Origin of the sequence: Variovorax sp. 770b2 (assembly GCF_900115685.1) — a bacterium.
In the GTDB taxonomy this organism is placed as follows: Bacteria; Pseudomonadota; Gammaproteobacteria; order Burkholderiales; family Burkholderiaceae_C; genus Variovorax.
The window spans coordinates 404,313-425,092 of sequence record NZ_FOXJ01000005.1; the positions used below are offsets into that span (position 1 = coordinate 404,313).

Annotated in this window: 19 protein-coding genes; 11 read left to right on the forward strand and 8 right to left on the reverse strand. The window is 65.0% G+C overall.

The window, feature by feature from the left end:
- Window positions 1-19 precede the first annotated feature (19 nt).
- From BM133_RS25825 to BM133_RS25865, 9 genes are read left to right on the forward strand one after another with little or no spacing between them, the layout of a single operon-like run.
- Window positions 20-2,980 (forward strand): right-handed parallel beta-helix repeat-containing protein, encoded by a 2,961-nt coding sequence (locus BM133_RS25825; protein WP_143100219.1) that lies wholly within the window; start codon window positions 20-22, stop codon window positions 2,978-2,980.
- A gap of 4 nt (window positions 2,981-2,984) precedes the next feature.
- Window positions 2,985-3,746, forward strand: coding sequence for an SDR family oxidoreductase (locus BM133_RS25830; protein ID WP_093440247.1), 762 nt, complete (start codon window positions 2,985-2,987; stop codon window positions 3,744-3,746).
- Window positions 3,747-3,771: 25 nt separating this feature from the next.
- A complete protein-coding gene (locus tag BM133_RS25835) occupies window positions 3,772-4,653 on the forward strand; it encodes an amidohydrolase family protein (protein WP_093440249.1) in 882 nt (293 codons plus the stop codon).
- A gap of 15 nt (window positions 4,654-4,668) precedes the next feature.
- Window positions 4,669-6,180: a sugar ABC transporter ATP-binding protein gene (locus BM133_RS25840; protein WP_093440251.1), complete on the forward strand. Its 1,512-nt coding sequence runs from the start codon at window positions 4,669-4,671 to the stop codon at window positions 6,178-6,180.
- A 17-nt stretch (window positions 6,181-6,197) separates the two neighbouring features.
- Complete coding sequence (locus tag BM133_RS25845; protein WP_371286357.1) at window positions 6,198-7,256, forward strand: ABC transporter permease; 1,059 nt, start codon at window positions 6,198-6,200, stop codon at window positions 7,254-7,256.
- Window positions 7,257-7,296: 40 nt separating this feature from the next.
- Window positions 7,297-8,250: an ABC transporter substrate-binding protein gene (locus BM133_RS25850; RefSeq protein WP_093440254.1), complete on the forward strand. Its 954-nt coding sequence runs from the start codon at window positions 7,297-7,299 to the stop codon at window positions 8,248-8,250.
- Window positions 8,251-8,286: 36 nt separating this feature from the next.
- Window positions 8,287-9,567 carry an L-fuconate dehydratase gene (locus tag BM133_RS25855; protein ID WP_093440256.1) on the forward strand — a complete coding sequence of 427 codons (1,281 nt, stop codon included), beginning with the start codon at window positions 8,287-8,289 and terminating at the stop codon, window positions 9,565-9,567.
- Window positions 9,568-9,596: 29 nt separating this feature from the next.
- Window positions 9,597-10,376, forward strand: a complete 780-nt coding sequence (locus BM133_RS25860; protein ID WP_093440259.1) for an SDR family oxidoreductase — start codon at window positions 9,597-9,599, stop codon at window positions 10,374-10,376.
- Between the two features lie 34 nt (window positions 10,377-10,410).
- Window positions 10,411-10,740 carry an L-rhamnose mutarotase gene (locus BM133_RS25865; protein WP_093440261.1) on the forward strand — a complete coding sequence of 110 codons (330 nt, stop codon included), beginning with the start codon at window positions 10,411-10,413 and terminating at the stop codon, window positions 10,738-10,740.
- A 48-nt stretch (window positions 10,741-10,788) separates the two neighbouring features.
- Here BM133_RS25865 and BM133_RS25870 read toward each other — a convergent pair whose 3' ends face one another.
- From BM133_RS25870 to BM133_RS25885, 4 genes are all read right to left on the reverse strand, one after another.
- Entirely contained in the window at window positions 10,789-11,682 is an 894-nt protein-coding gene (locus tag BM133_RS25870; protein ID WP_143100220.1) for a DUF3108 domain-containing protein, read from the reverse strand.
- Window positions 11,683-12,222: 540 nt separating this feature from the next.
- Window positions 12,223-12,528, reverse strand: a complete 306-nt coding sequence (locus tag BM133_RS25875; protein ID WP_093440266.1) for a hypothetical protein — start codon at window positions 12,526-12,528, stop codon at window positions 12,223-12,225.
- A complete protein-coding gene (locus BM133_RS25880) occupies window positions 12,525-13,133 on the reverse strand; it encodes a hypothetical protein (RefSeq protein WP_143100221.1) in 609 nt (202 codons plus the stop codon). Before BM133_RS25880 ends, BM133_RS25875 begins: the two co-directional genes overlap by 4 nt.
- A 160-nt stretch (window positions 13,134-13,293) precedes the next feature.
- Window positions 13,294-13,953, reverse strand: a complete 660-nt coding sequence (locus tag BM133_RS25885) for an O-methyltransferase (protein ID WP_093440271.1) — start codon at window positions 13,951-13,953, stop codon at window positions 13,294-13,296.
- A gap of 81 nt (window positions 13,954-14,034) precedes the next feature.
- On the opposite strand from BM133_RS25885, the gene BM133_RS25890 reads away from it, so the two are divergent.
- Window positions 14,035-14,679 (forward strand): TetR/AcrR family transcriptional regulator, encoded by a 645-nt coding sequence (locus BM133_RS25890; protein WP_093440274.1) that lies wholly within the window; start codon window positions 14,035-14,037, stop codon window positions 14,677-14,679.
- Here the strand turns inward: BM133_RS25890 and BM133_RS25895 are convergent, their stop codons facing one another.
- From BM133_RS25895 to BM133_RS25905, 3 genes are all read right to left on the reverse strand, one after another.
- Window positions 14,680-16,014, reverse strand: a complete 1,335-nt coding sequence (locus BM133_RS25895) for an MFS family transporter (protein WP_093440276.1) — start codon at window positions 16,012-16,014, stop codon at window positions 14,680-14,682. It abuts the gene before it with no gap.
- Between the two features lie 113 nt (window positions 16,015-16,127).
- On the reverse strand, window positions 16,128-17,285 hold the full coding sequence (locus BM133_RS25900; RefSeq protein WP_093440278.1) for an alpha-hydroxy acid oxidase: 1,158 nt from the start codon (window positions 17,283-17,285) through the stop codon (window positions 16,128-16,130).
- A gap of 171 nt (window positions 17,286-17,456) precedes the next feature.
- Entirely contained in the window at window positions 17,457-18,341 is an 885-nt protein-coding gene (locus BM133_RS25905) for a LysR substrate-binding domain-containing protein (RefSeq protein WP_093440280.1), read from the reverse strand.
- A 146-nt stretch (window positions 18,342-18,487) separates the two neighbouring features.
- Between BM133_RS25905 and BM133_RS25910 the strand changes: the two genes are divergently transcribed.
- The gene (locus BM133_RS25910) at window positions 18,488-20,149 is read left to right on the forward strand and encodes an L-lactate permease (protein ID WP_093440283.1); all 1,662 of its coding nucleotides are present in this window, start codon (window positions 18,488-18,490) and stop codon (window positions 20,147-20,149) included.
- Here BM133_RS25910 and BM133_RS25915 read toward each other — a convergent pair whose 3' ends face one another.
- Window positions 20,150-20,737: a TetR/AcrR family transcriptional regulator gene (locus tag BM133_RS25915; RefSeq protein WP_093440285.1), complete on the reverse strand. Its 588-nt coding sequence runs from the start codon at window positions 20,735-20,737 to the stop codon at window positions 20,150-20,152.
- Window positions 20,738-20,780 lie beyond the last annotated feature (43 nt).

Here is a 20,780-nt window from a genome sequence, read left to right on the forward strand (position 1 = left end):
TCACACAGGGAGCAAAAAAATGACTGAATGTGTTGTGTCCACGCGTGCGATCGGCGGCGCGATGGCGGCGATGGTTCTGGCGCTCGGCCTGGCGGGGTGCGGGGGTGGTGGGGGCGGAGGCGGGAGCGGGTTCTTTCCGCTGCCAGGTGGTGGAGGTGACAGCGGTGGCGGCGATCCCGTTGCGCCTGTCGTGCCGACCGATCCTGTCGCTCCGGTCGATGCGACGAATCTCTATGTCTCTCCCACGGGCAGCGACCAGAACCCCGGCACGCAGGCCAGGCCCTTCGCCACGCTGAAGCAGGCCGTGGCGAAGGCCACCGCCGATGCGCAGGCCGGCGCCGGCAGCGTGCCGCCCGCGGGCCGGACGATCTTTCTCGACCAGGGCACGCACTACCTGGCATCGACCATCGTGCTCGGCCCGGCGCTGTCGGGCGCGCCCGGCAAGCCCTTCACGATCGCCGCGGTGCCCGGCACGCAGCCCGTGCTCAGCGGCGCGCGAAGGCTCGATGCGCTGCAATGGTCGATGACCGGCAACGGCGTCTGGACCGCCGCCACGGACGGCACCGATTTCGACGACCTGTACATCGATGGCGAGCGCCAGGTGCGTGCGCGCTATCCCAACTTCCAGCCACGCAGCGAATCGGGCGAGAGGATCTTCTTCAACGGCAGCGGCAAGGCGACGGACCCGGCGCGCGTGGCGACCTGGAAGAACCCCCAGGGCGGCTATGCGCACGTGATGCTGAATGCCGAGTGGGGCGACATCCACTACCAGATCAAGGGCAAGAAGCCCGGCAACACGCTCGAGCTGAGCGAAGGCACGGGCAACAACCGCATGGAGCAGGGCCCGAACTGGAGCGTCAGCTTCGTCGAGAACATCTTCGAGGAGCTCGATGTGCCGCAGGAGTGGTTCCATGACGTGGCGGGCAAGAAGCTCTACTTCATTCCGAAGACGGGCAGCGATCCGCGGACCGCACGCATCGAGGTGAGCGGCGGCGCCGACAAGGGCCTTGTCGAGCAGTTGATCGTGCTGAAGGGATCGGAGGCGACGCCGGTCCACGACGTGGCCATCAAGGGCCTCGTGCTCACGCAGACCGGCACCACCTTCATGAAGACCACCGAGCCGCTGCTGCGCAGCGACTGGAAGGTCTTCCGGGGCGGCGCCGTCTACATCGAAGGCGCCGAAGACGTGGAGATCGCCGGCAACGACATGCATGCGCTGGGCGGCAACGCAGTGTTCGTGAGCGGCTACAACCGCCGCGTCGCGGTGCGCGGCAACGAGATCCAGGACGTCGGTGCGAGCGGCATTCTTTTCGTCGGCTTGCCCGAGGCGGTGCGCTCGCCCGGCTTTCATTACGCGGCCAGGACCAGCTACGCCGAGATGGACAAGACGCCCGGGCCGAAGACCAATGCCTACCCGTCGCAGTCCATCGCCGAGAACAACCTCATCCATGACATCGGCTTCAGGGAGAAGCAGGCCACCGGCGTGGAAATCTCGATGGCCTCGGAGATCACGGTGCGCAGCAACAGCATCTACGGCACGCCGCGCGCGGGCATCAACATCGGCGACGGCACCTGGGGCGGCCATGTGCTGGAGTTCAACGACGTGTTCGACACGGTGCTGGAAACCGGCGACCACGGCGCCTTCAACTCGTGGGGCCGCGACCGGTACTGGGGGCAGCTCCCGCCGGGCAATTCGGGCAACGCGAACGCCGACCTCACCGCGCACCCGGAGATGCCGTTCCTGGATGCGATGAAGCCCACCGCGATCCGCAACAACCGCTTTCGCTGCGACCACGGATGGGACATCGACCTGGACGACGGCTCGACCAACTACGTGATCGAGAACAACGTGCTGCTCAAGGGCGGGCTGAAGAACCGCGAAGGCTTCAAGCGCATCAACCGCAACAACGTCCTGGTGAACAACACTTTCCATCCGCACGTGTGGTTCGCCAACAGCCTGGACCGCTTCGAGAAGAACATCGTGATGGGGGCCTACCAGCCGATCGGCGTAGGCAGCGGCAACAACGGCGAACTCGTCGACAACAACCTGCTGCCGACCACCGCCGCGCTGAAGGCCGCGCAGGCCATCGGCTGGGATGCCAACTCGAAGGTCTCGGGCGATCCGATGTTTGCCGACGGCGAGAAAGGCGACTTCACGGTCGCGGCCAACTCGCCGGCCCTGGGCGTCGGATTCCAGAACATCGCGATGGACAAGTTCGGCGTGCAGGACCCGCGCTTGAAGCCCAGGGCGAAGAAACCGGTCTTCGATCCGCTGAACGTCCAGGTGGTGGTGCTGGAGACGCCGTCGGACTTTCTCGGAGCGCAGGTCAAGTCGGTGGAAACGGAGGGCGAGCGCTCCGCGGCGGGCCTGCCCAGCGTGGCGGGTGTGCTGGTGCAGTCCGTGTCGGCGGGCTCGGACGCGGCGACCAGCGGCGTGCTCGCCAACGATGTCTTCCTGCAGGCCACGGTGGCCGGCCAGGTGAAGGACATCGTGGACAGCAACGACCTGAACGCCGCCCTCGGCGCGGAGGCTGCGAACGGCAAGCTGCACGTGAAGGTCCAGCGCAACAACGTGACGACGGAGTTCGACCTGGTCTTTCCATCGCTGGCCGTGCACAACGACGACTGGTCGGGCATCGCCGTCAGCGGCAGCTGGGGGCGTTCCACCAACCGCAACCCGGCGTCGGGCGACTTCAATTTCGATGTGCGCTACACCCAGGCGAACGGCGATGAAATGACCGTCGCCTTCACCGGGACCGGCGTGCGCGTGCTGGCGCCGGTCGATACGGCGGCGGTGCAGTTCGCCGCCTCGCTCGATGGCGCCACCGCACAGAACATCACCATTCCGGCCGTCGCGGTGTACAAGGGCCAGAGAACGGTCTACAGCGCGGCGGGCCTCACCGCGGGCCCGCATACCTTGGTACTCAAGAAGGTGGCGGGTGCCTACCTGCAGATCGATCGCGTCGATGTGACGCAGTAAGCCGATGACTTCCACAAGACTCCAGAACAAGACGATCCTGGTCACCGCGGCCGCGCAGGGCATCGGCCTTGCCACCGCGTTGGCCTGCGCGAGCGAAGGCGCGCAGGTGATCGCGACCGACATCAACGCCGCGCTTCTGGACAAGCTGGCGCATGCGTCGCCCGGCATCCGCACGGCGGTGCTGGATGTGCGCAGCGCGGATGCCATTGCCGCACTGGCGGCCGGATTGCCCGCGCTGGATGGGCTCTTCAACTGCGCGGGCTACGTGCACCACGGCAGCGTGCTCGATTGCGACGAGGCCGCATGGGACTTCAGCTTCGACCTCAACGTCAAGAGCATGTACCGCATGGTGCGCGCCTTCCTGCCGGGCATGCTCGACAAGGCGGCGCAGGAAGGCGGCGGCGCATCGATCGTCAACATGGCGTCGATGGCTTCGTCGGTCAAGGGATTCCAGAACCGCTTTGCCTATGGCGCCTCCAAGGCCGCGGTGATCGGCATGACCAAGGCCCTGGCGGCAGACCACGTGCGGCAAGGCCTGCGCTGCAATGCGCTGTGCCCCGGCACGGTGGACACGCCCTCGCTGCGCGAGCGCATCGCCGCCGCGCCCGACCCGGTGCAGGCCGAGCGCGACTTCATTGCGCGACAGCCCATGGGCCGCCTCGCGGTGGCGGAGGACATCGCGCCGCAGGTGGTGTACCTGATGAGCGACGAGTCGCGCTTCGTCACGGGCCAGGTGGTGCTGGTCGATGGCGGCGTTACCATCTGACGAGAGACGAAGGGTGCCAAGCAGCATGACACAGCGCATCGACTCGCATCAGCATTTCTGGCGACCCACGCGCGGCGACTACGCGTGGCTGCGCGCCGATGTGCCCGCGCTGGCGCCGCTCGTGCGCAACTTCCTTCCCGAGCATCTCGCACCCCTGCTGCAGGCGCACGGCGTGGCGCGGACGGTGCTGGTGCAGGCGGCCGAATCGGAAGCAGAGACCGACTTCATGCTCGAGCTGGCCACGGCGCACGATGCGATCGGCGGCGTGGTCGGCTGGGTCGACCTGAGCAGCCGCGATGCCGCGGCCTCGCTGGAACGCATGGCACGACACCCCAAGTTCAAGGGCGTGCGGCCGATGCTGCAGGACCTGCCCGATGACGACTGGATCGCACGCAAGCCGCATCCCGAGGCGATCCGCACGATGGTGCGGCTGGGCCTGCGCTTGGATGCATTGGTGAAGCCGCGCCATCTGCCATCGCTGCTTCGATTCGTGAACGCGTGGCCCCAACTGCCCGTGGTGATCGACCATGCAGCGAAGCCCGAGGTGGGCGACGCAGAAGACGGCGAGGCCTTCGCCGCCTGGCGCCGGCACATGACGGAGCTGGCCGCGCTGCCCCAGGTCTGCTGCAAGTTCTCGGGCCTCTGGACCGAGGCGCCGGCCGCGATGCGTGGCGACGCCGATGCGCTGGTGCGCGCCATCCGCCCGGTCTGGGGCGTGCTGCTGCGCTGCTTCGGCCCCGGCCGCCTGATGTGGGGCAGCGACTGGCCGGTGCTCACGCTGGCCGGCGACTACGCGGGCTGGATCGCGGCGAGCGAAGCGCTCATCGGCAGCCTGCCGCCGCACGGGCAGGAGCAGGTCTGGCACCGCACCGCGCAGCATTTCTACGGCATCCCATCGACGAACTGAACAACGCGCCATCTCATGCAACCCATCGTCACCATCCGCGACCTCTGCAAGTCCTTTGCCGGCGTGCGCGCCCTGGACAAGGCGCAGTTCGACCTGCTGCCCGGCGAGGTGCATGCGCTCATGGGCGAGAACGGCGCGGGCAAGTCCACGCTCATGAAGGTGCTCGCCGGCGTCTACAGCAAGGACTCGGGCGAGGTGTCGATCGACGGCCAGCCCGTGGACATCGCGAGCCCGCGCGCCGCGCAGGCACTGGGCATCGGGATCATCCATCAGGAGCTGAACCTGATGAACCACCTGAGCGCCGCGCAGAACATCTTCATCGGCCGCGAGCCGCGCGGGCGCCTGGGCCTGTTCATCGACGAGGAGGCGATGCGCACCGAGGCCGAGCGCATCTTCGCGCGCATGAACCTGCGGCTGGACCCGCACACGCCAGTGGGCGAACTCACGGTGGCCAAGCAGCAGATGGTGGAGATCGCGAAGGCGCTCTCGTTCGATTCGCGCGTGCTCATCATGGACGAGCCCACCGCCGCGCTCAACAACGAGGAGGTGGCCGACCTGTTCCGCATCATCGGCCAGCTGAAGTCGCAGGGCGTGGCCATCGTCTACATCTCCCACAAGATGGACGAGTTGAAGCGCATCGCCGACCGCGTGACGGTCATGCGCGACGGCCAGTACATCGCCACCGTGTCGATGGCCGCGACGCCGATGGACACGCTCATCGCCATGATGGTGGGCCGCCAGCTCACCGAGGTGGAGAACGATTTTCCCGACACCTCGGGCAACGAGATCGTGCTGGAGGCCCGCGGCATCACGCGCGGCGCGATGGTGCGCGATGCGAGCTTCGTCTTGCGCAAAGGCGAGATCCTGGGCTTCGCGGGGCTCATGGGCGCGGGCCGCACGGAGCTCGCGCGCGCGGTGTTCGGCGCGGACCCCATCGACGCGGGCGAGGTCTTCGTGCGCGGCAGGAAGGTGTCGATCCGGTCGCCCGAGGACGCGGTGTCGCACGGCATCGGCTACCTCTCCGAAGACCGCAAGCACTTCGGCCTGGCGACCGGCATGGACGTGGAGACCAACATCGCGCTGCCGAGCATGAAGAAGTTCCTGTCGATGGGCGTCTTCATCGACCAGGCGGCCATCGAGGCGGCGGGCGAGCGCTATGTGAAGCAGCTCAACATCAAGACGCCCTCGGTGCGCCAGCAGGTGCGACTGCTCTCGGGCGGAAACCAGCAGAAGATCGTGATCGCCAAGTGGCTGCTGCGCGACTGCAGCGTGCTCTTCTTCGACGAGCCCACGCGCGGCATCGACGTGGGCGCCAAGGCCGAGATCTATCGCCTCCTGAACGAGCTGGCGGCCCAGGGCAAGGCCATCGTGATCATCTCTTCGGAGCTGCCCGAGATATTGCGCGTGAGCCACCGCGTGCTGGTGATGTGCGAAGGCCGCATCACCGGCGAACTCGCGGGGCGCGAAGCCTCGCAGGAAAAGATCATGCAGCTCGCCACCCGGCGCGAAGCTGCAGCCACCGCATGACGACTGGAGACAACCCCTTGACGACCCCCACCGCTACCACCGCCGCCGCCAGCACCAGCACCAGCACCAGCACCATGGATGCGCCCGGCTTCTCGCTGAAGGCGCGGCTCTTTCGGCCCGCGACGCGCCAGAAGCTCCTGGCCTTCGCCAGCCTCATCGCGCTGATGGTGTTCTTCAGCTTCGCGTCGCCGCAGTTTTTGCAGACCGACAACCTCGTGAGCATCCTGCAGTCGACCGCGGTGAACGGCGTGCTGGCCATTGCCTGCACCTTCGTCATCATCACCGCGGGCATCGACCTGTCGGTGGGCACGCTCATGACCTTCTGCGCCGTCATGGCCGGCGTGGTGCTCACCTACATGGGCATGCCGCTCGCGCTGGGCATCGCGGCGGCGATCTTCTTCGGTGCGCTGGCCGGGTTCGTCTCGGGCGTTTTGATCGCCAAGCTCAAGATACCGCCCTTCATCGCGACGCTCGGAATGATGATGCTGCTCAAGGGCCTGTCGCTCGTGATCTCGGGCACCAAGCCGATCTACTTCAACGACACGCCGGACTTTCCGGCGATCTCGCAGGACTCGCTGATCGGCTATTTCATTCCGTCGCTGCCGATTCCGAATGCGGTGCTGATCCTGTTCGTGGTGGCGATTGCCGCGAGCATCCTGCTCAACAAGACGATCTTCGGCCGCTACACCTTCGCGCTCGGCAGCAACGAGGAGGCGGTGCGGCTCTCGGGCGTGAACACCGACTTCTGGAAGGTCCTGGTCTACACGGTGAGCGGGGGCATCTGCGGCATCGCGGGCCTCTTGATCGCCTCGCGCCTGAACTCCGCGCAGCCGGCGCTCGGGCAGGGCTACGAGCTCGATGCGATCGCCGCGGTGGTCATCGGCGGCACGTCGCTCAGCGGCGGCACCGGCACCATCGTCGGCACGATCATCGGTGCCTTCATCATGAGCGTGCTGACCAACGGCCTGCGCATTCTTTCGGTCGCACAGGAGTGGCAGACCGTGATCACGGGCGTGATCATCATCCTGGCCGTGTACGCGGACATCCTGCGCCGCCGCAGCAGCAACAAGCACTGACCCGCCCCCATTCATTTCTACAACCACAGGAGACCTTTGCATGATTCAACGAAGAGCAGTCACCACCGCGATCGGCGCAGCCCTCATCGGCCTGTCGGGTTTTGCACAAGCACAGCAGGCGCAGGAGATCTACATCCCGCTCGTCTCCAAGGGCTTCCAGCACCAGTTCTGGCAGGCCGTGAAGTCCGGCGCCGAGCAGGCCGCGAAGGACCTGAAGGTCAAGGTGAGCTTCGAGGGGCCCGAGTCGGAGTCGATGGTCGACAAGCAGATCGACATGCTCTCGGCCGCGCTCGCGAAGAAGCCGCAGGCCATCGGCTTCGCGGCACTTGATAGCCAAGCCGCCATTCCGCTCCTGAAGAAGGCGCAGGCCGCGAAGATTCCCGTGGTGGCGTTCGATTCGGGCGTGGACAGCGACATTCCCGTGACCACCACCACGACCGACAACAAGGCGGCCGCTGCGCTCGCCGCCGACAAGATGGCCGAGCTGATCGGCAAGTCGGGCGAGGTCGCGCTCGTGGTGCACGACCAGACCAGCCGCACCGGCGTGGACCGGCGCGACGGGTTCGTCAACCGCATCAAGTCGACCTACCCGAACATCAAGATCGTGAGCGTGCAGTACGGCGGTGGCGACCAGCTGAAATCGACCGAGATCACCAAGTCGATATTGCAGGCCTCGCCGAACCTGAAGGGCATCTTCGGCGCCAACGAGGGCTCGGCCATCGGCGTGGTCAATGGCGTGAAGGAGATGAAGCGCAACGGCAAGGTCGTGGTCATCGGCTACGACTCGGGCAAGCAGCAGAAGAACGCGATCATCGACGGCAGCATGGCCGGCGCGATCACGCAGAACCCGGTGGGCATGGGCTACAAGACCGTGGAGATGGCGGTGAAGGCGATCAAGGGCGAGAAGCTGCCCAAGGTCGTGGACACGGGCTTCTTCTGGTACGACAAGTCGAACATCGCGGACCCCAAGATCGCGGCCGTTCTGTACGACTGATCCCTCTCTCTCTGTCTCTCTTCGAAGACCCCGTTCATGACCATCGTTCGATCCATGCGCGTACTGGACGTGCGCTTTCCCACTTCGCAGCAGCTCGACGGCTCCGACGCGATGAACCCCGACCCGGACTACTCCGCGGCGTATGTCGTGCTGGAGACCGACCAGCCGGGGCTCGAGGGCCACGGCCTGACCTTCACGATCGGCCGCGGCAACGAGATCTGCTGCGCGGCCATCGAGGCGATGCGCCACCTGGTCGTCGGGCTCGACCTGCAGTGGGTGGCCCAGGACATGGGCCGCTTCTGGCGGCACATCACCTCCGACAGCCAGCTGCGCTGGATCGGCCCCGACAAGGGCGCGATTCACCTGGCGACCGGCGCGGTGGTCAATGCGATGTGGGACCTGTGGGCCAAGTCCGAAGGCAAGCCGGTGTGGCAGCTGGTGGCGGACATGAGCCCCGAGGAACTGGTGCGCTGCATCGACTTTCGCTATATCACCGACTGCATCACGCCCGAAGAGGCGCTCGCGTTGTTGCGCGATGCGGCTGTCGGAAAGGAGGACCGCATCGCCACGCTGAAGGCCGAGGGCTACCCCTGCTACACCACGTCGGCGGGATGGCTCGGCTATTCCGACGAGAAGCTGCGGCGGCTCGCGCAGGAGGCGGTCGATGCGGGGTTCAACCACGTCAAGCTGAAGGTGGGGCGCGACCTGCAGGACGACATCCGCCGGCTGACCGTGGCGCGCGAGGTGCTCGGGCCCGACCGGCATCTGATGATCGACGCCAACCAGGTGTGGGAGGTCGACCAGGCCATCGACTGGGTGAAGCAGCTCGCCTTCGCAAAGCCCTGGTTCATCGAGGAGCCGACGAGCCCGGACGACGTCGAAGGCCACCGCAAGATCCGCGAAGGCATCGCGCCGATGGTGAAAGTGGCCACGGGCGAGATGTGCCAGAACCGCATCATGTTCAAGCAGTTCATCATGCGCGGCGCCATCGATGTGGTGCAGATCGATTCGTGCCGGCTCGGCGGGGTGAACGAGATTCTTGCGGTGATGCTGATGGCCGCGAAGTACAGGCTGCCCGTGTGTCCGCATGCCGGGGGCGTGGGGCTGTGCGAGTACGTGCAGCACCTGTCGATGATCGATTACCTGTGCATCTCGGGCACGCGCGAAGGGCGGGTGATCGAGTACGTGGACCACCTGCACGAGCACTTCGTCGAGCCGTGCGTGGTTCGCGATGCGGCGTACATGCCGCCGACGGGGGCGGGCTTCTCGATCACGATGAAGCCGGAGTCGCTGGAGCGCTATCGCTTTCGCGGGTAAATGAGCAACAAGAAGGGCGTCGCGCAGTCATGGACTTGAATCTGAAAGACAAGGTGGTGCTCGTCACCGGTGGCGGCAGCGGCATCGGCGCAGCCATTTCGCTCACGCTCGCGCGCGAAGGCGCGGTGCCGGTGATCTGCGGGAAGAATCCGCTGGATGCGGCGTTCGAAGAAGAACTGCGCGGGCTGCAGCCGCGGGCGCGGTTTCTCCAGTTCGAACTGATGGAGGAGGCGGCTTGCGGCAAGGCGATCGCAAGCGCTGTCGCGGAGTTCGGGCGCATCGACGGGCTGGTCAACAACGCGGGTGTGAACGACAGCGTGGGCCTTGAAGCGGGGCGCGAGGCGTTCATTGCGTCGCTGGACCGGAACCTCATTCACTACTACGTGATGGCGCATTTCTGCCTGCCGCACCTGAAGGCGAGCCGCGGGGCCATCGTGAACATCTCTTCGAAGACCGCGCTGACGGGGCAGGGCAATACGAGCGGCTACACCGCGGCCAAGGGCGCGCAGTTGTCGCTGACGCGCGAGTGGGCGGCTTCATTGCTGGAGGACGGTGTGCGCGTCAACGCGGTGATTCCCGCCGAAGTGATGACGCCGCTGTACCAGCGCTGGATCTCGGCCTTCGACGAACCCGACCGCAAGCTCGCCACCATCACCGAAAAGATCCCGTTGGGACGCAGGATGACGACGCCAGAGGAGATTGCGAACACCGTGGTGTTCCTGCTTTCCGACACGGCTTCTTCGCACACGACGGGGCAGTGGGTGTTCGTGGATGGCGGGTATACGCATCTGGACCGGGCGCTGACCTGATCTTTTCTCTCAACGATTCTGGATTGAACGACCCATGCGCCACTGCCTTGCCCTCGACCTGAAAGACGACCCGGCGCTGATCGCGGAATACGAAGCGCACCACCGCGACATCTGGCCCGAGGTGCGCGCGCATCTGCACGCGCATGGTGTGACGGGAATGGAGATCTACCGGCTCGGCACGCGGATGGTGATGTTGATGGAGACGGACGATGCGCGGTATGACGCGGGGGCGATGGCGGCTGCATCGCGCGACGATCCGAAGATTCGCGAGTGGGAAGCGCTGATGTGGAAGTTTCAGGCGCCGACGCCTTGGACGCCTGAAGGGGAGAAGTGGATCGCCATGGATCGGATCTTCGAGCTGTGACGAAAAACGGACCCCGAAGGGTCCGCTGTTCTAAAGACTGTTCACTGCCTATTTGGGCGAGTAGGTCATCTTCGTCACGAGCCAGGACGATTTCGTATCGCCGCCCTTGAGCAGTTGACCTTGGTAAGGGCCTTCCGCAGCCAGCCAGAACTCCCTGGTGGCGTCCGTCGAGATCACCGAAGCACCGACCGTGATCTTCAGCGAGAGCTTGCAGGTATCGAACGTGCCCAGCGGCGTTTCCAGCTTCTCGCGGCCGACATAAGTCAATTCGCCGGTTGCCGCGATGGAGGTCGCCGGATCACTGCGGCCATCGACGACCTTGGTCTTGGTGATCGTTGATTTCTGGCTCGCAACCTGGCCGGGCTTCATGTCGACCGGGAACGTAAACGGCGGCTCATACGCCTGCGAAACAAAAATGAGCTTGTCCATCGCAGGAAAGCCGGGGGGAAACGTAGCTGCAAACTCCGGATCTACCGTCTGCGTGTATGTCGTGGACTTGCCGTAAAGCAGGATGTTTCCACCGACCAAATCCTTGTACTCTTTTTTGACGGTACTTTGCAGGGCCCGCATGATCCTCACGGTGCTCGATTCGACATTGGCGGAAATCGGATTGGCGCCAGCAAACGCTTCTCGTTTTTCGGTCACGCTCTTTCTATGGAAAGGGTCGGATGCCGCATCCGCGCCGACCTTCGCTGCCTCGAATTCAACCGTTGTTCCTTCGCGGAAATCGGCTTCATTGAAGCAGGGAGCCGAGTTGTCCGCCACGGGCTCCGAGGGCGGCGCTGGTGCTGGTGCAGGCGCAATCGGCAAGATGGGAAATCCGCCTCCGCCTCCGCCTCCACCACCGCCACCGCCACCGCCACATGCAGAGATCGCTGCAGCAGCGGCTGCAATGGCGAGAAGCCGCGCGCGCGGCATGTTGTTGAGAACTGCGTTCTTCAAAATTCCTCCTCTTTGATATTGGAGGCCGATTATTGGTTGTAATTTTTTGTTCGCTGAGAACAAATTGACTCCATCAGAATCAGCTTCTGGTTGGCGTGGAATAAGTCACGAAAGCCCACCAAGGCCCCGAGGTGCGCTGTCAGTAGTTGGTCGGGCTAGGCATTCATTGCGTAGCAATAAGAGTTACTTTGGCGCGCAAGATCTAAATCGTTAGGTCGGCTGTTTTGATTCGCCGCCGTAATTTTTCATTGACTAGCCTCACCAGCCTCACCAGCCTCACCAGCCTCACCAGCCTCACCAGCCTCACCAGTGCACGCAAGTCCGCAATGCAGGCGACTGAGCGTTTGCTGTTTCCAAAGATTGGGGAGCGAGGGCGCACGAGCCGGCTATGGCTTTCGAGGGTTTCGATTGACTGAAACCGACGCACTGCTTAACGCCAATCAAGGGCGGCGGCCCTAAAGGTTGGCGTACCGGGAAACCACTTGCGTGAAACCGGCCGGGCGCGAGCCCGCCTATCGAGCCGCCTGAACAGAGGCATTGTCAAAGGCCGTAGATCGCAACGGTGGCCCAGAAGGCAATCCATAGTGCGCACAGTGCCAGCAGGATCATCGCGACCAGGTACGCAACCAAGTAGACGATGCGCCTTCCGATGCCATGACTGCTGGGAACCTGATTTCGGTATATCAGCCCAGCCCACAGAAGCAGCGCCGCGGCAATGAAGGCCATCGAGGTTCCTGACAGCGTCAGGATTTCGTGCCGCTCCAGGCCGGTGAACAGAAGATTCAATACCGGCATCGACACGGCCCACGCCAGCGCATTCAGCACCAATCGCGAGCCAATGCTCATCGGATGGCCTCGCCCTTGAAGAAATGCCCGGGAATGGGGTTCTCCCATCCGGGTGTCTGGAACCCTGGCGCGGAGATCTCTGGTGCATGGCCCATCACGCTCTGGAGCAGGCCTGCAACATACGAACTGCTGTTGTATTCGCCCGCCCGCATCTGCGATCCGCGGATGTTTTTCGGGGCCGAGTACGGCGCGACATAGCTCACGAATTTCTGCGAGTTCACGGTGATGCGGTGGGCGAACTCTCGTCGGCTCATGCCCTGCGGTGGCTGCAGCGCAATCTTCACTCTTGCTCCGCTGGGAAGCGCGTTGTCGTATCTGTTGGTCCTGATCAAGGCCATGTTGCGGATGCCGGCTTCCATCATCGTCGGTTGCCCGTCCAGAACAGTGATGCCGTCGTAGGCGTCGTCGATGATGATCGAGAAATGCAGGTCGGGCGGATCGGGCCAACTGACATACCCGATGGGGCCCGCGGCAATCCGCCCATAGAGCGTGACGGTCGGCTCCGAATGTTGCGCCTCTGCGACCGATGCTTTGTCTGTGCTCGATGGATGCGCGCGAGTCGGTTGTGGTGCGCCCAGTGCGCCGGCTGAGTTTTGTGCTGTCATGTTGCGCTCCCTGTTGGACCGTTGCGGCCTCATGGAAATCATAGGGAGAGCTATGCCGTACTTTCGCAGAAGGGCGCGCGCGAATCTTCGGCAACCGTGACGCAAGTGGGTTGCGAGTCGCTGCAATCGCGACCAATGGTGAACGCCGCCGAGAAAGACCTCAGCCCAACCGCATCGACAGTTCCACGTCGTCGGCAAATGGCACGGACAGATATCCGCTATCAGGCGAGCGCACGCGCGCCAGGTACTCTGGGCTGTAGTCGGCGTTGTCCGCCACGATCAGTGCCCCTGGCCGCAGGCGGGGTTCGATCAATGCCAGCACATCGTTGTACAGCGACTTGGCGCCATCGAGCAGCAAGAGGTCGATGGATTCAGGGAGGTCGACTGCAAGCGTCTTCAGCGCATCGCCTTCGCGGATTTCCACCAAGTCGCTCACGCCCCCTTCAGCCAAATGCTCGCGGGCCTTGGCGATCTTCGACGGTTCGAACTCGCTGCTGATCAGCCGTCCACCACCGTTGTCGCGCAGCGCCGCGGCCATGTACAGGGTGGACAGGCCGAAGGAGGTGCCGAACTCCACGATGTGCCGCGCGCTCGTGCTGCGCGCCAGCTGGTACAGCAGCACGCCGGTCTCGCGCGACACGGGCAGCCACAGGTCCTTGAGCCGGCTGTAGAAGTCGAGGTATTCGGTCTTGCTGTGCATCAGTCGTTGGCGTTCCGCCGGGCTGATGCCGGCAACGGCAGGGCTGGTGGCCGCGCCGGCCTCCTGGAACAGGCGGTCCAGCAAGGGGGCGAGGGGTGCGGTGGTCAAGGTCGTCGTCACAGGGTTCTTTCGTTTGAAAAGCAGATGCGAAATAATATGAAGAACCCTTCATGTTTTCCATTCGCGTTCCGCAGCGCTCCCATGACCGACCGTCGAAGCACCCCGATCTCCTCTCGCAGACAGCCCAAGCAGGCGCGCTCGGCCGATCTCCTTGGGGCCATTCTTCAGGCAGCTGTTCAGGTTTTGGCGAAGGAAGGCGTGCACCGCTTCACGACGACGCGCGTCGCCGAGCGGGCTGGCGTGAGCGTCGGATCGGTCTATCAATACTTCCCGAACAAGGCGTCGATCCTGTTTCGCCTGCAGAGCGACGAATGGCGGCAGACGACGGAAATGATGCGCGGCATCCTCGGGGACACGCAGCGGCCCGCGCTGGAGCGCCTGCGCCTGCTCACGCATGCCTTCGTCCGTTCCGAGTGCGAGGAAGCAGAAGTGCGAACGGCGCTCGGCGACGCCGCGCCGTTCTATCGGGATGCGCCCGAGGCGCAGGAGGTGCGCGCTGCCGGCGACGAGATCGTCCGCGTGTTCATGGCAGAGGCGCTGCCAAAGGCTTCAGACGCCACGCGCGCCATGGCGGGCGACCTGATCATTGCAACGCTCAGCGCGGTGGGGAAGGAATTTTCCGAGAGCCCCCGAACCTACGCCCAGACCGCGGCCTGGGCGGATTCGATGGCCGACATGTTCTGCGTCTACATGGAGAGCCTCCAGAGACGCCTAGCCAATCAGTGATCAGTGATCGTGATGCAGGTAGCTCGCCTGCCTCGGCAACCGCAAGCTCACCAGGAACGCAATCACCATCATCCCGCTCACGTACCAGAAGAACACCGACTCGTGCCCCAGTGACTTGAGCCCCAGCGCCACGTATTCGGCCGATCCACCGAAGATCGCATTGGCCACCGCATAGGCCAGGCCAACACCGAGCGCGCGCACTTCGGGCGGAAACATCTCCGCCTTCACGATCCCGCTGATCGACGTATAGAAGCTCACGATCGCCAGCGCCACGATGATCAGCACGAAGGCCAGCACCGGGCTCGTCGTGTACTGCAGCGCCGTCAGGATCGGCACGGTGGCAAGCGCACCCAGACCACCGAACAGCAGCATGTTGGTCCGCCGCCCGATGCGGTCCGACAGCGCGCCGAACAACGGCTGCATGCACATGTAGACGAACAGCGCGCCGGTCATCACGTAGCTCGCCGTCTTGATCGGCAGGTGCACCGTGTTCACCAGGTACTTCTGCATGTAGGTGGTGAAGGTGTAGAAGATCAGCGAGCCGCCGGCCGTGTACCCCAGCACCGTGAGAAACGCCGGCGTGTGGTGCTTGAAGAGCCCGGCCATGCTGCCGGCCTCCTTGTTGGCCTTGGCCTCGGCGCTCTGCGTTTCATGCAGCGTGCGGCGCAGCAGCAGCGCGACGACCGCGGCGATGGCGCCGATCACGAATGGAATGCGCCAGCCCCACGACTTGAGCTCGGCCTCGGTGAGCAACTGCTCCAGCACCACGATCACGAGCACCGCGAGCAGCTGCCCGCCGATCAGCGTGACGTACTGGAACGACGAGAAGAAGCCGCGCTGTCCGCGCAGCGCCACCTCGCTCATGTAGGTCGCCGTGGTGCCGTATTCGCCACCCACCGAGAGGCCCTGGAACAGCCGGCACACCAAGAGCAGGAACGGCGCCCATGCACCGATCTGCGCATAGGTCGGCAAACATGCGATGACCAGCGAGCCGGCGCACATCATCGTCACCGAGATCAGCATCGAGGTCTTGCGCCCGAGCCTGTCGGCCACTCGGCCGAAGAGCCAGCCGCCGATGGGCCGCATGAGGAAGCCGGCGGCGAACACGCCCGCCGTGTTGAGCAGCTGCGCGGTCGGGTCCGACTTGGGGAAGAAGGCCGGCGCGAAGTAGAGCGCCGAGAACGCATACACGTAGAAGTCGAACCACTCGACCAGGTTGCCCGACGAGGCCGCCATGATGGCGAAGACGCGGTGCCGTTTTTCTTCGGCCGTGTAGTGCGGGGGATTGGACGAAGAGGCCGCCTGGCCTCCTTGGGTGGGCGTGACTGCGCTCATGATGGCTGTGCCGCCGTGCAGGCCGGCTATGTTGTTGTCGCTACAACATTTTGCCCCTGCACGGGGGTGGCGCGTGTCAGCAAGAACCGCATCCGCCTACCCCCGAAGGGGCCTTAGAAGGTCCCGGGCAGCAGGATGCTCGAATCGACCGTGTCGATCTGCGTGTGGCCGCAAAAGGCCATGGTGATGTCCAGCTCCTTGTGGATGATCTGCAGCGCGCGCGTCACGCCCTCCTGGCCGTGGGCGCCCAGGCCGTAGAGAAAACTGCGGCCGATCATCGTGCCGCGGGCGCCGAGCGCGCGGGCCTTGAGCACGTCTTGTCCGCTGCGGATGCCGCCATCCATCCACACCTCGATCTCGCTGCCCACGGCCTCCACGATGGCCGGCAGCGCGGCGATGGAGGAGGGCGCGCCGTCGAGCTGGCGGCCGCCGTGGTTCGACACGATGAGCGCATCGGCGCCGCTCGAGGCTGCAAGGCGCGCATCTTCCACGTCCATGATGCCCTTCAGGATGAGCTTGCCGCCCCAGAGCTTCTTGATCCACTCCACGTCGGCCCAGCTGAGCGCAGGGTCGAACTGCTCGGCGGTCCATGACGAGAGCGACGAGAGATCGTTCACGTTCTTGGCATGGCCCGCGATGTTGCCGAAGGTGCGGCGCTTGGTGCCCAGCATGCCCATGCACCAGCGCGGCTTGGTCGCCAGGTCGATGAGGTTCTTGAAGGTAGGCTTGGGCGGCGCGGTGAGGCCGTTCTTGATGTCCTTGTGGCGCTGGCCGAGGATCTGCAGGTCCAGCGTGAGCTGCAGCGCGGACACGTTGGCGGCCTTGGCGCGCTCGATCAGGCGTTCGATGAAGTCGCGGTCCTTCATCACGTAGAGCTGGAACCAGAAGGGGTGGCGGTCGGTGTTCTCGGCAATGTCCTCCAGCGAGCAGATGCTCATGGTCGAGAGCGTGAACGGAATGCCGAAGGCCTTGGCCGCGCGGGCCCCCAGGATTTCGCCGTCGGCGTGCTGCATGCCCGTGAGTCCGGTGGGCGCGATGGCCACGGGCATGGCCACGTCCTGGCCGACCATGGTGGTGCGGGTGGAGCGGCCCTCCATGTTCACGGCCACGCGCTGGCGCAGCTTGATCTTCTGGAAGTCGCTCTCGTTGGCGCGGTAGGTGCCCTCGGTCCACGCGCCGGAGTCGGCGTAGTCGTAGAACATCTTCGGCACGCGCCGCTTGGCGATCACCCGCAGGTCTTCGATGTTGGTGATCTTGGAAAGGTCGGCCACGGGGGAATCTCCTGGGTTGTCTCTGATGGTTCGTTCGATCGTTTCTCGCGAGCGGGCATTATGGGCAGGCTCCGCCGCGGGCCGAGTGTGGCGCCCGAAAGGGGCATCGATCTGAAAAATATCCGAGCCGGGCCTGAAAAGAATTCAGCCGGCTGCTCTCAATTGCCGGGGTCAGTCCCGCAGCGCCTGCCGCAGCCATTCGACGAAGGTCGCGCACTCCCAGCGCTCCATCGCCCCCGGCCGCCAGCACAGGAAGTAGGCGTTGGGCGAGGGCACGCTCTCGGCCGAGAGCCGCACGAGGCGCCCGTTCTCCAGCCAGGCGCTGCCCAGCTTCAGGTGCATGAGCACCACGCCGAAGTCTTCGGCCGCCGCGTCCAGCGCCAGGCCCAGGTCGTTGAACTGGTGGCCCGTGGCCGGCTCGGGCAGGCCGATGCCGCAGGCCTTGAACCAGATGCGCCACGATTCGAGCGGCGTGCGCAGCAGTTGCACGCGCGAGACCTCCGCATCGGTCGCAAAGCCATCGAACGGCCCATGGCGCTGCAGGTACGCCGGGCTGCAGGCGGGCGCCACGTCGTCGGCCAGCAGCTGGCAGAACTCCCTGTCGTGAAAAGGCCCGGTGCCAAAGCGCAGCTCCAGGTCGGCCTCTTCGGCCGTCATGTTGCGCACGGGCATGGTCACCTGCAGCATCAGCTCGATATTCGGATAAGCATCGCGAAACCGCGCGAGCCGCGGCAGCAGCATCTGGCGGGAGAACGTGGGCGTCACCGCCACGCGCAGCCGCCGCAGCTGCGTTTCGGGCTCTCGGCCGGGCACTTGCTGCAGTGCCGCAATGGCCTCGCGCACGCGGGCGAGGTAGGCCACGCCCTCGGCGCTCAGGCCGAAGTCGTTGCCCGAAAAGAGCTTGAGCTCCAGTTGAGTTTCCAACTGCCGGATGCGGTGGCTCACCGCGCTGGGCGTCACGCTCAGTTCCTCGGCCGCGAGGTTCACGCTGCGCAGCCGTGCGACGGCCTCGAAGGCCTGCAGGCCCTGGGTCGAGGGGAGTCGCGTCGATGCCATCTGTTGTTGGGTGCCCGGAGGTAGGATGTTAGCGAATCGCTGTCGGTGGCTCGTGGCGTCGTTCTCGTTTGTCTTGTGTTGCCTCGGCGATTTTTCGGTGCGTTCTGCACACCGTCTCATAACCAAATCCAACAGGAGACAAATCCATGGTCTGGCAACAGGTCTACAACCCGTTCGGCAATATGGTGGTATCTACGGCACTGGCCGCGATACCTGTGGTGGTCATGCTCGTGTGCCTCGGGCTCTTGCACGTGAAGGCGCACTATGCGGCGGGGCTCGGCCTGCTGAGCGCCGTGGTCATCGCGGTCTTCGCCTTCGGCATGCCGGCCGAGATGGCGGGCAAGGCGGCCTTCCTGGGCGGCATCACCGGCCTCCTGCCCATCGGCTGGATCGTGCTGAACATCATCTTCCTGCAGCAGCTCACCGAGCAGAACGGCAGCTTCAAGATCCTGCAGGACTCCATTGCCGGCATCACCGAAGACCGGCGCCTGCAACTGCTGCTGATCGCGTTCGCGTTCGGCGCCTTCTTCGAGGGCGCGGCGGGCTTCGGCACGCCGGTGGCGGTGACGGCCGCGATCCTCATCGGCCTGGGCTTCTCGCCGCTGGCGGCATCGGGCCTCTCGCTGATCGCCAACACGGCGCCGGTGGCCTTCGGCGCGCTCGGAACGCCGGTCATCACGCTGGCCAAGGTGCACGGCTACGACCTGATGGCGGTCACCGCGATGATCGGGCGGCAACTGCCCTTCTTCTCGCTGCTGGTGCCGTTCTGGCTCATCTGGGCCTTCTCGGGACGCAAGGGAATGATGGAAGTGTGGCCGGCCATCCTGGTGACGGGCCTGTCCTTCGCGATTCCGCAGTTCCTGGTGTCCAACTACATCGGCCCCGAGCTGGTGGACATCATCGCGGCGCTGGTGTCGATGACCTCCCTGGTGCTGTTCCTGCGCGTGTGGAAGCCCAAGACCATCTGGACCTCCGTGTCGCTCAAGGGCCACGAGAAAGATGGCGGCGAGGCCGGGCCCGCGGTCTTGCCGACGAAGCACCCGCACGCCGACGTGATCCGCGCGTGGACGCCCTGGATCATCCTCACCGTGTTCGTGTTCATCTGGGGCCTGCCGACCTTCAAGACCTGGCTCAACGGCATCTTCGCGCCCAACTTTCCGATCGAGGGGCTCAACAACATGATCGAGAAGGTGGCCCCCGTGGTGCCCAAGCCGACCAAGGAGGGCGCGGTGTACCAGCTGCTGTTGCTCTCGGCGACGGGCACCGGCATTCTGGTGTCGGCCATCGTGGGCGGGCTGGTGATGAAGTACAACCCGATCCAGCTCATCGCCGCCTATGGCCGCACGCTGTGGCTGGTGAAGTTCTCGCTGCTCACCATCATGCTGATGCTCGCGCTGGGCACGCTCACGCGCTACTCGGGGCTGGACACCACACTGGGCCTGGCCTTTGCCAACACCGGCATGTTCTACCCGTTCTTCGGCACGCTGATGGGCTGGCTGGGCGTGGCGCTCACGGGGTCCGACACGGCATCGAACGTGCTCTTCGGCGGCATGCAGAAGGTGGCGGCCGACCAGCTGGGCCTGAGCCCCAACCTCATGGGCGCGGCCAACAGCTCGGGCGGCGTGATGGGCAAGATGATCGATGCGCAATCGATCGTGGTGGCCTCCACCGCCACGCGCTGGTTCAACCACGAGGGCGAGATCCTGCGCTACGTGTTCTTCCACTCCATCGCGCTCGCGTGCCTGGTGGGCTTCTACGTGACGCTGCAGGCCTATGTGTGGCCGTTCACGCTGATGGTCGTGAAGTAGCTATTTGGCGGAGGCCACCAGCGCCTCCAGCAACCGCCGCAGGTCGTCGACGGCTTCGCGCGCTACCGCGGCATCGCCCATCTGGGCCTTGATGATGGCGCCGTCGATGCCGATCCCGGCGGACTGCGCGAGCGCCATGCGTGCGGGCAGTTGCGAAGGCAGCAGGCCCGCGATCACCTCGACCATTTCGCGCTTGTGCTCGCGCGAGCGCTCCAGCGCGCCTTCCACGCTGCCGCCCACTTCGGCCGTCGCGTTGATGAAGGCGCAGCCGCGAAACACAGGGTCGGCGAACCACTCGGCCATCACGTCGGCCAGCAGCAAGAGGGCGCCGGCATCGCCCGCGCGCTCGTGCGCGCCGCGCCGGCCCAGCGCGTCGACGAACCACGCCATCCAGCGCGTGTGCCGGTAGTCGAGAAACTCGCGCACGAGGTCGTCCTTCGAGGGGAAGTGCCGGTAGAAGGTGACCTTGGTGACGCCCGAGGTGGCGATCACGCGGTCGATGCCGGTGGCGCGGATGCCGTCGCGATAGAAGAGGTCGTGCGAGGTGACCAGGATGCGCTCGCGCGCGGGCAATGCGGAGATGTCCATGGCGCGATTGTAGGCATGTAGACAGGTCTGTCTACTCGTGGCA

What these genes read in the sequence shown, in the direction of transcription:
- BM133_RS25855 (WP_093440256.1), top strand. Translation starts at nt 8,287, where the DNA reads ATGACCATCGTTCGATCCATGCGCGTACTGGACGTGCGCTTTCCCACT.
- BM133_RS25875 (WP_093440266.1), bottom strand. Translation starts at nt 12,528, where the DNA reads ATGAGCATTGGCTCGCGATTGGTGCTGAATGCGCTGGCGTGGGCCGTG.
- BM133_RS25890 (WP_093440274.1), top strand. Translation starts at nt 14,035, where the DNA reads ATGACCGACCGTCGAAGCACCCCGATCTCCTCTCGCAGACAGCCCAAG.
- BM133_RS25830 (WP_093440247.1), top strand. Translation starts at nt 2,985, where the DNA reads ATGACTTCCACAAGACTCCAGAACAAGACGATCCTGGTCACCGCGGCC.
- BM133_RS25910 (WP_093440283.1), top strand. Translation starts at nt 18,488, where the DNA reads ATGGTCTGGCAACAGGTCTACAACCCGTTCGGCAATATGGTGGTATCT.
- BM133_RS25835 (WP_093440249.1), top strand. Translation starts at nt 3,772, where the DNA reads ATGACACAGCGCATCGACTCGCATCAGCATTTCTGGCGACCCACGCGC.
- BM133_RS25905 (WP_093440280.1), bottom strand. Translation starts at nt 18,341, where the DNA reads ATGGCATCGACGCGACTCCCCTCGACCCAGGGCCTGCAGGCCTTCGAG.
- BM133_RS25825 (WP_143100219.1), top strand. Translation starts at nt 20, where the DNA reads ATGACTGAATGTGTTGTGTCCACGCGTGCGATCGGCGGCGCGATGGCG.
- BM133_RS25850 (WP_093440254.1), top strand. Translation starts at nt 7,297, where the DNA reads ATGATTCAACGAAGAGCAGTCACCACCGCGATCGGCGCAGCCCTCATC.
- BM133_RS25915 (WP_093440285.1), bottom strand. Translation starts at nt 20,737, where the DNA reads ATGGACATCTCCGCATTGCCCGCGCGCGAGCGCATCCTGGTCACCTCG.
- BM133_RS25840 (WP_093440251.1), top strand. Translation starts at nt 4,669, where the DNA reads ATGCAACCCATCGTCACCATCCGCGACCTCTGCAAGTCCTTTGCCGGC.
- BM133_RS25895 (WP_093440276.1), bottom strand. Translation starts at nt 16,014, where the DNA reads ATGAGCGCAGTCACGCCCACCCAAGGAGGCCAGGCGGCCTCTTCGTCC.
- BM133_RS25865 (WP_093440261.1), top strand. Translation starts at nt 10,411, where the DNA reads ATGCGCCACTGCCTTGCCCTCGACCTGAAAGACGACCCGGCGCTGATC.
- BM133_RS25860 (WP_093440259.1), top strand. Translation starts at nt 9,597, where the DNA reads ATGGACTTGAATCTGAAAGACAAGGTGGTGCTCGTCACCGGTGGCGGC.
- BM133_RS25880 (WP_143100221.1), bottom strand. Translation starts at nt 13,133, where the DNA reads ATGACAGCACAAAACTCAGCCGGCGCACTGGGCGCACCACAACCGACT.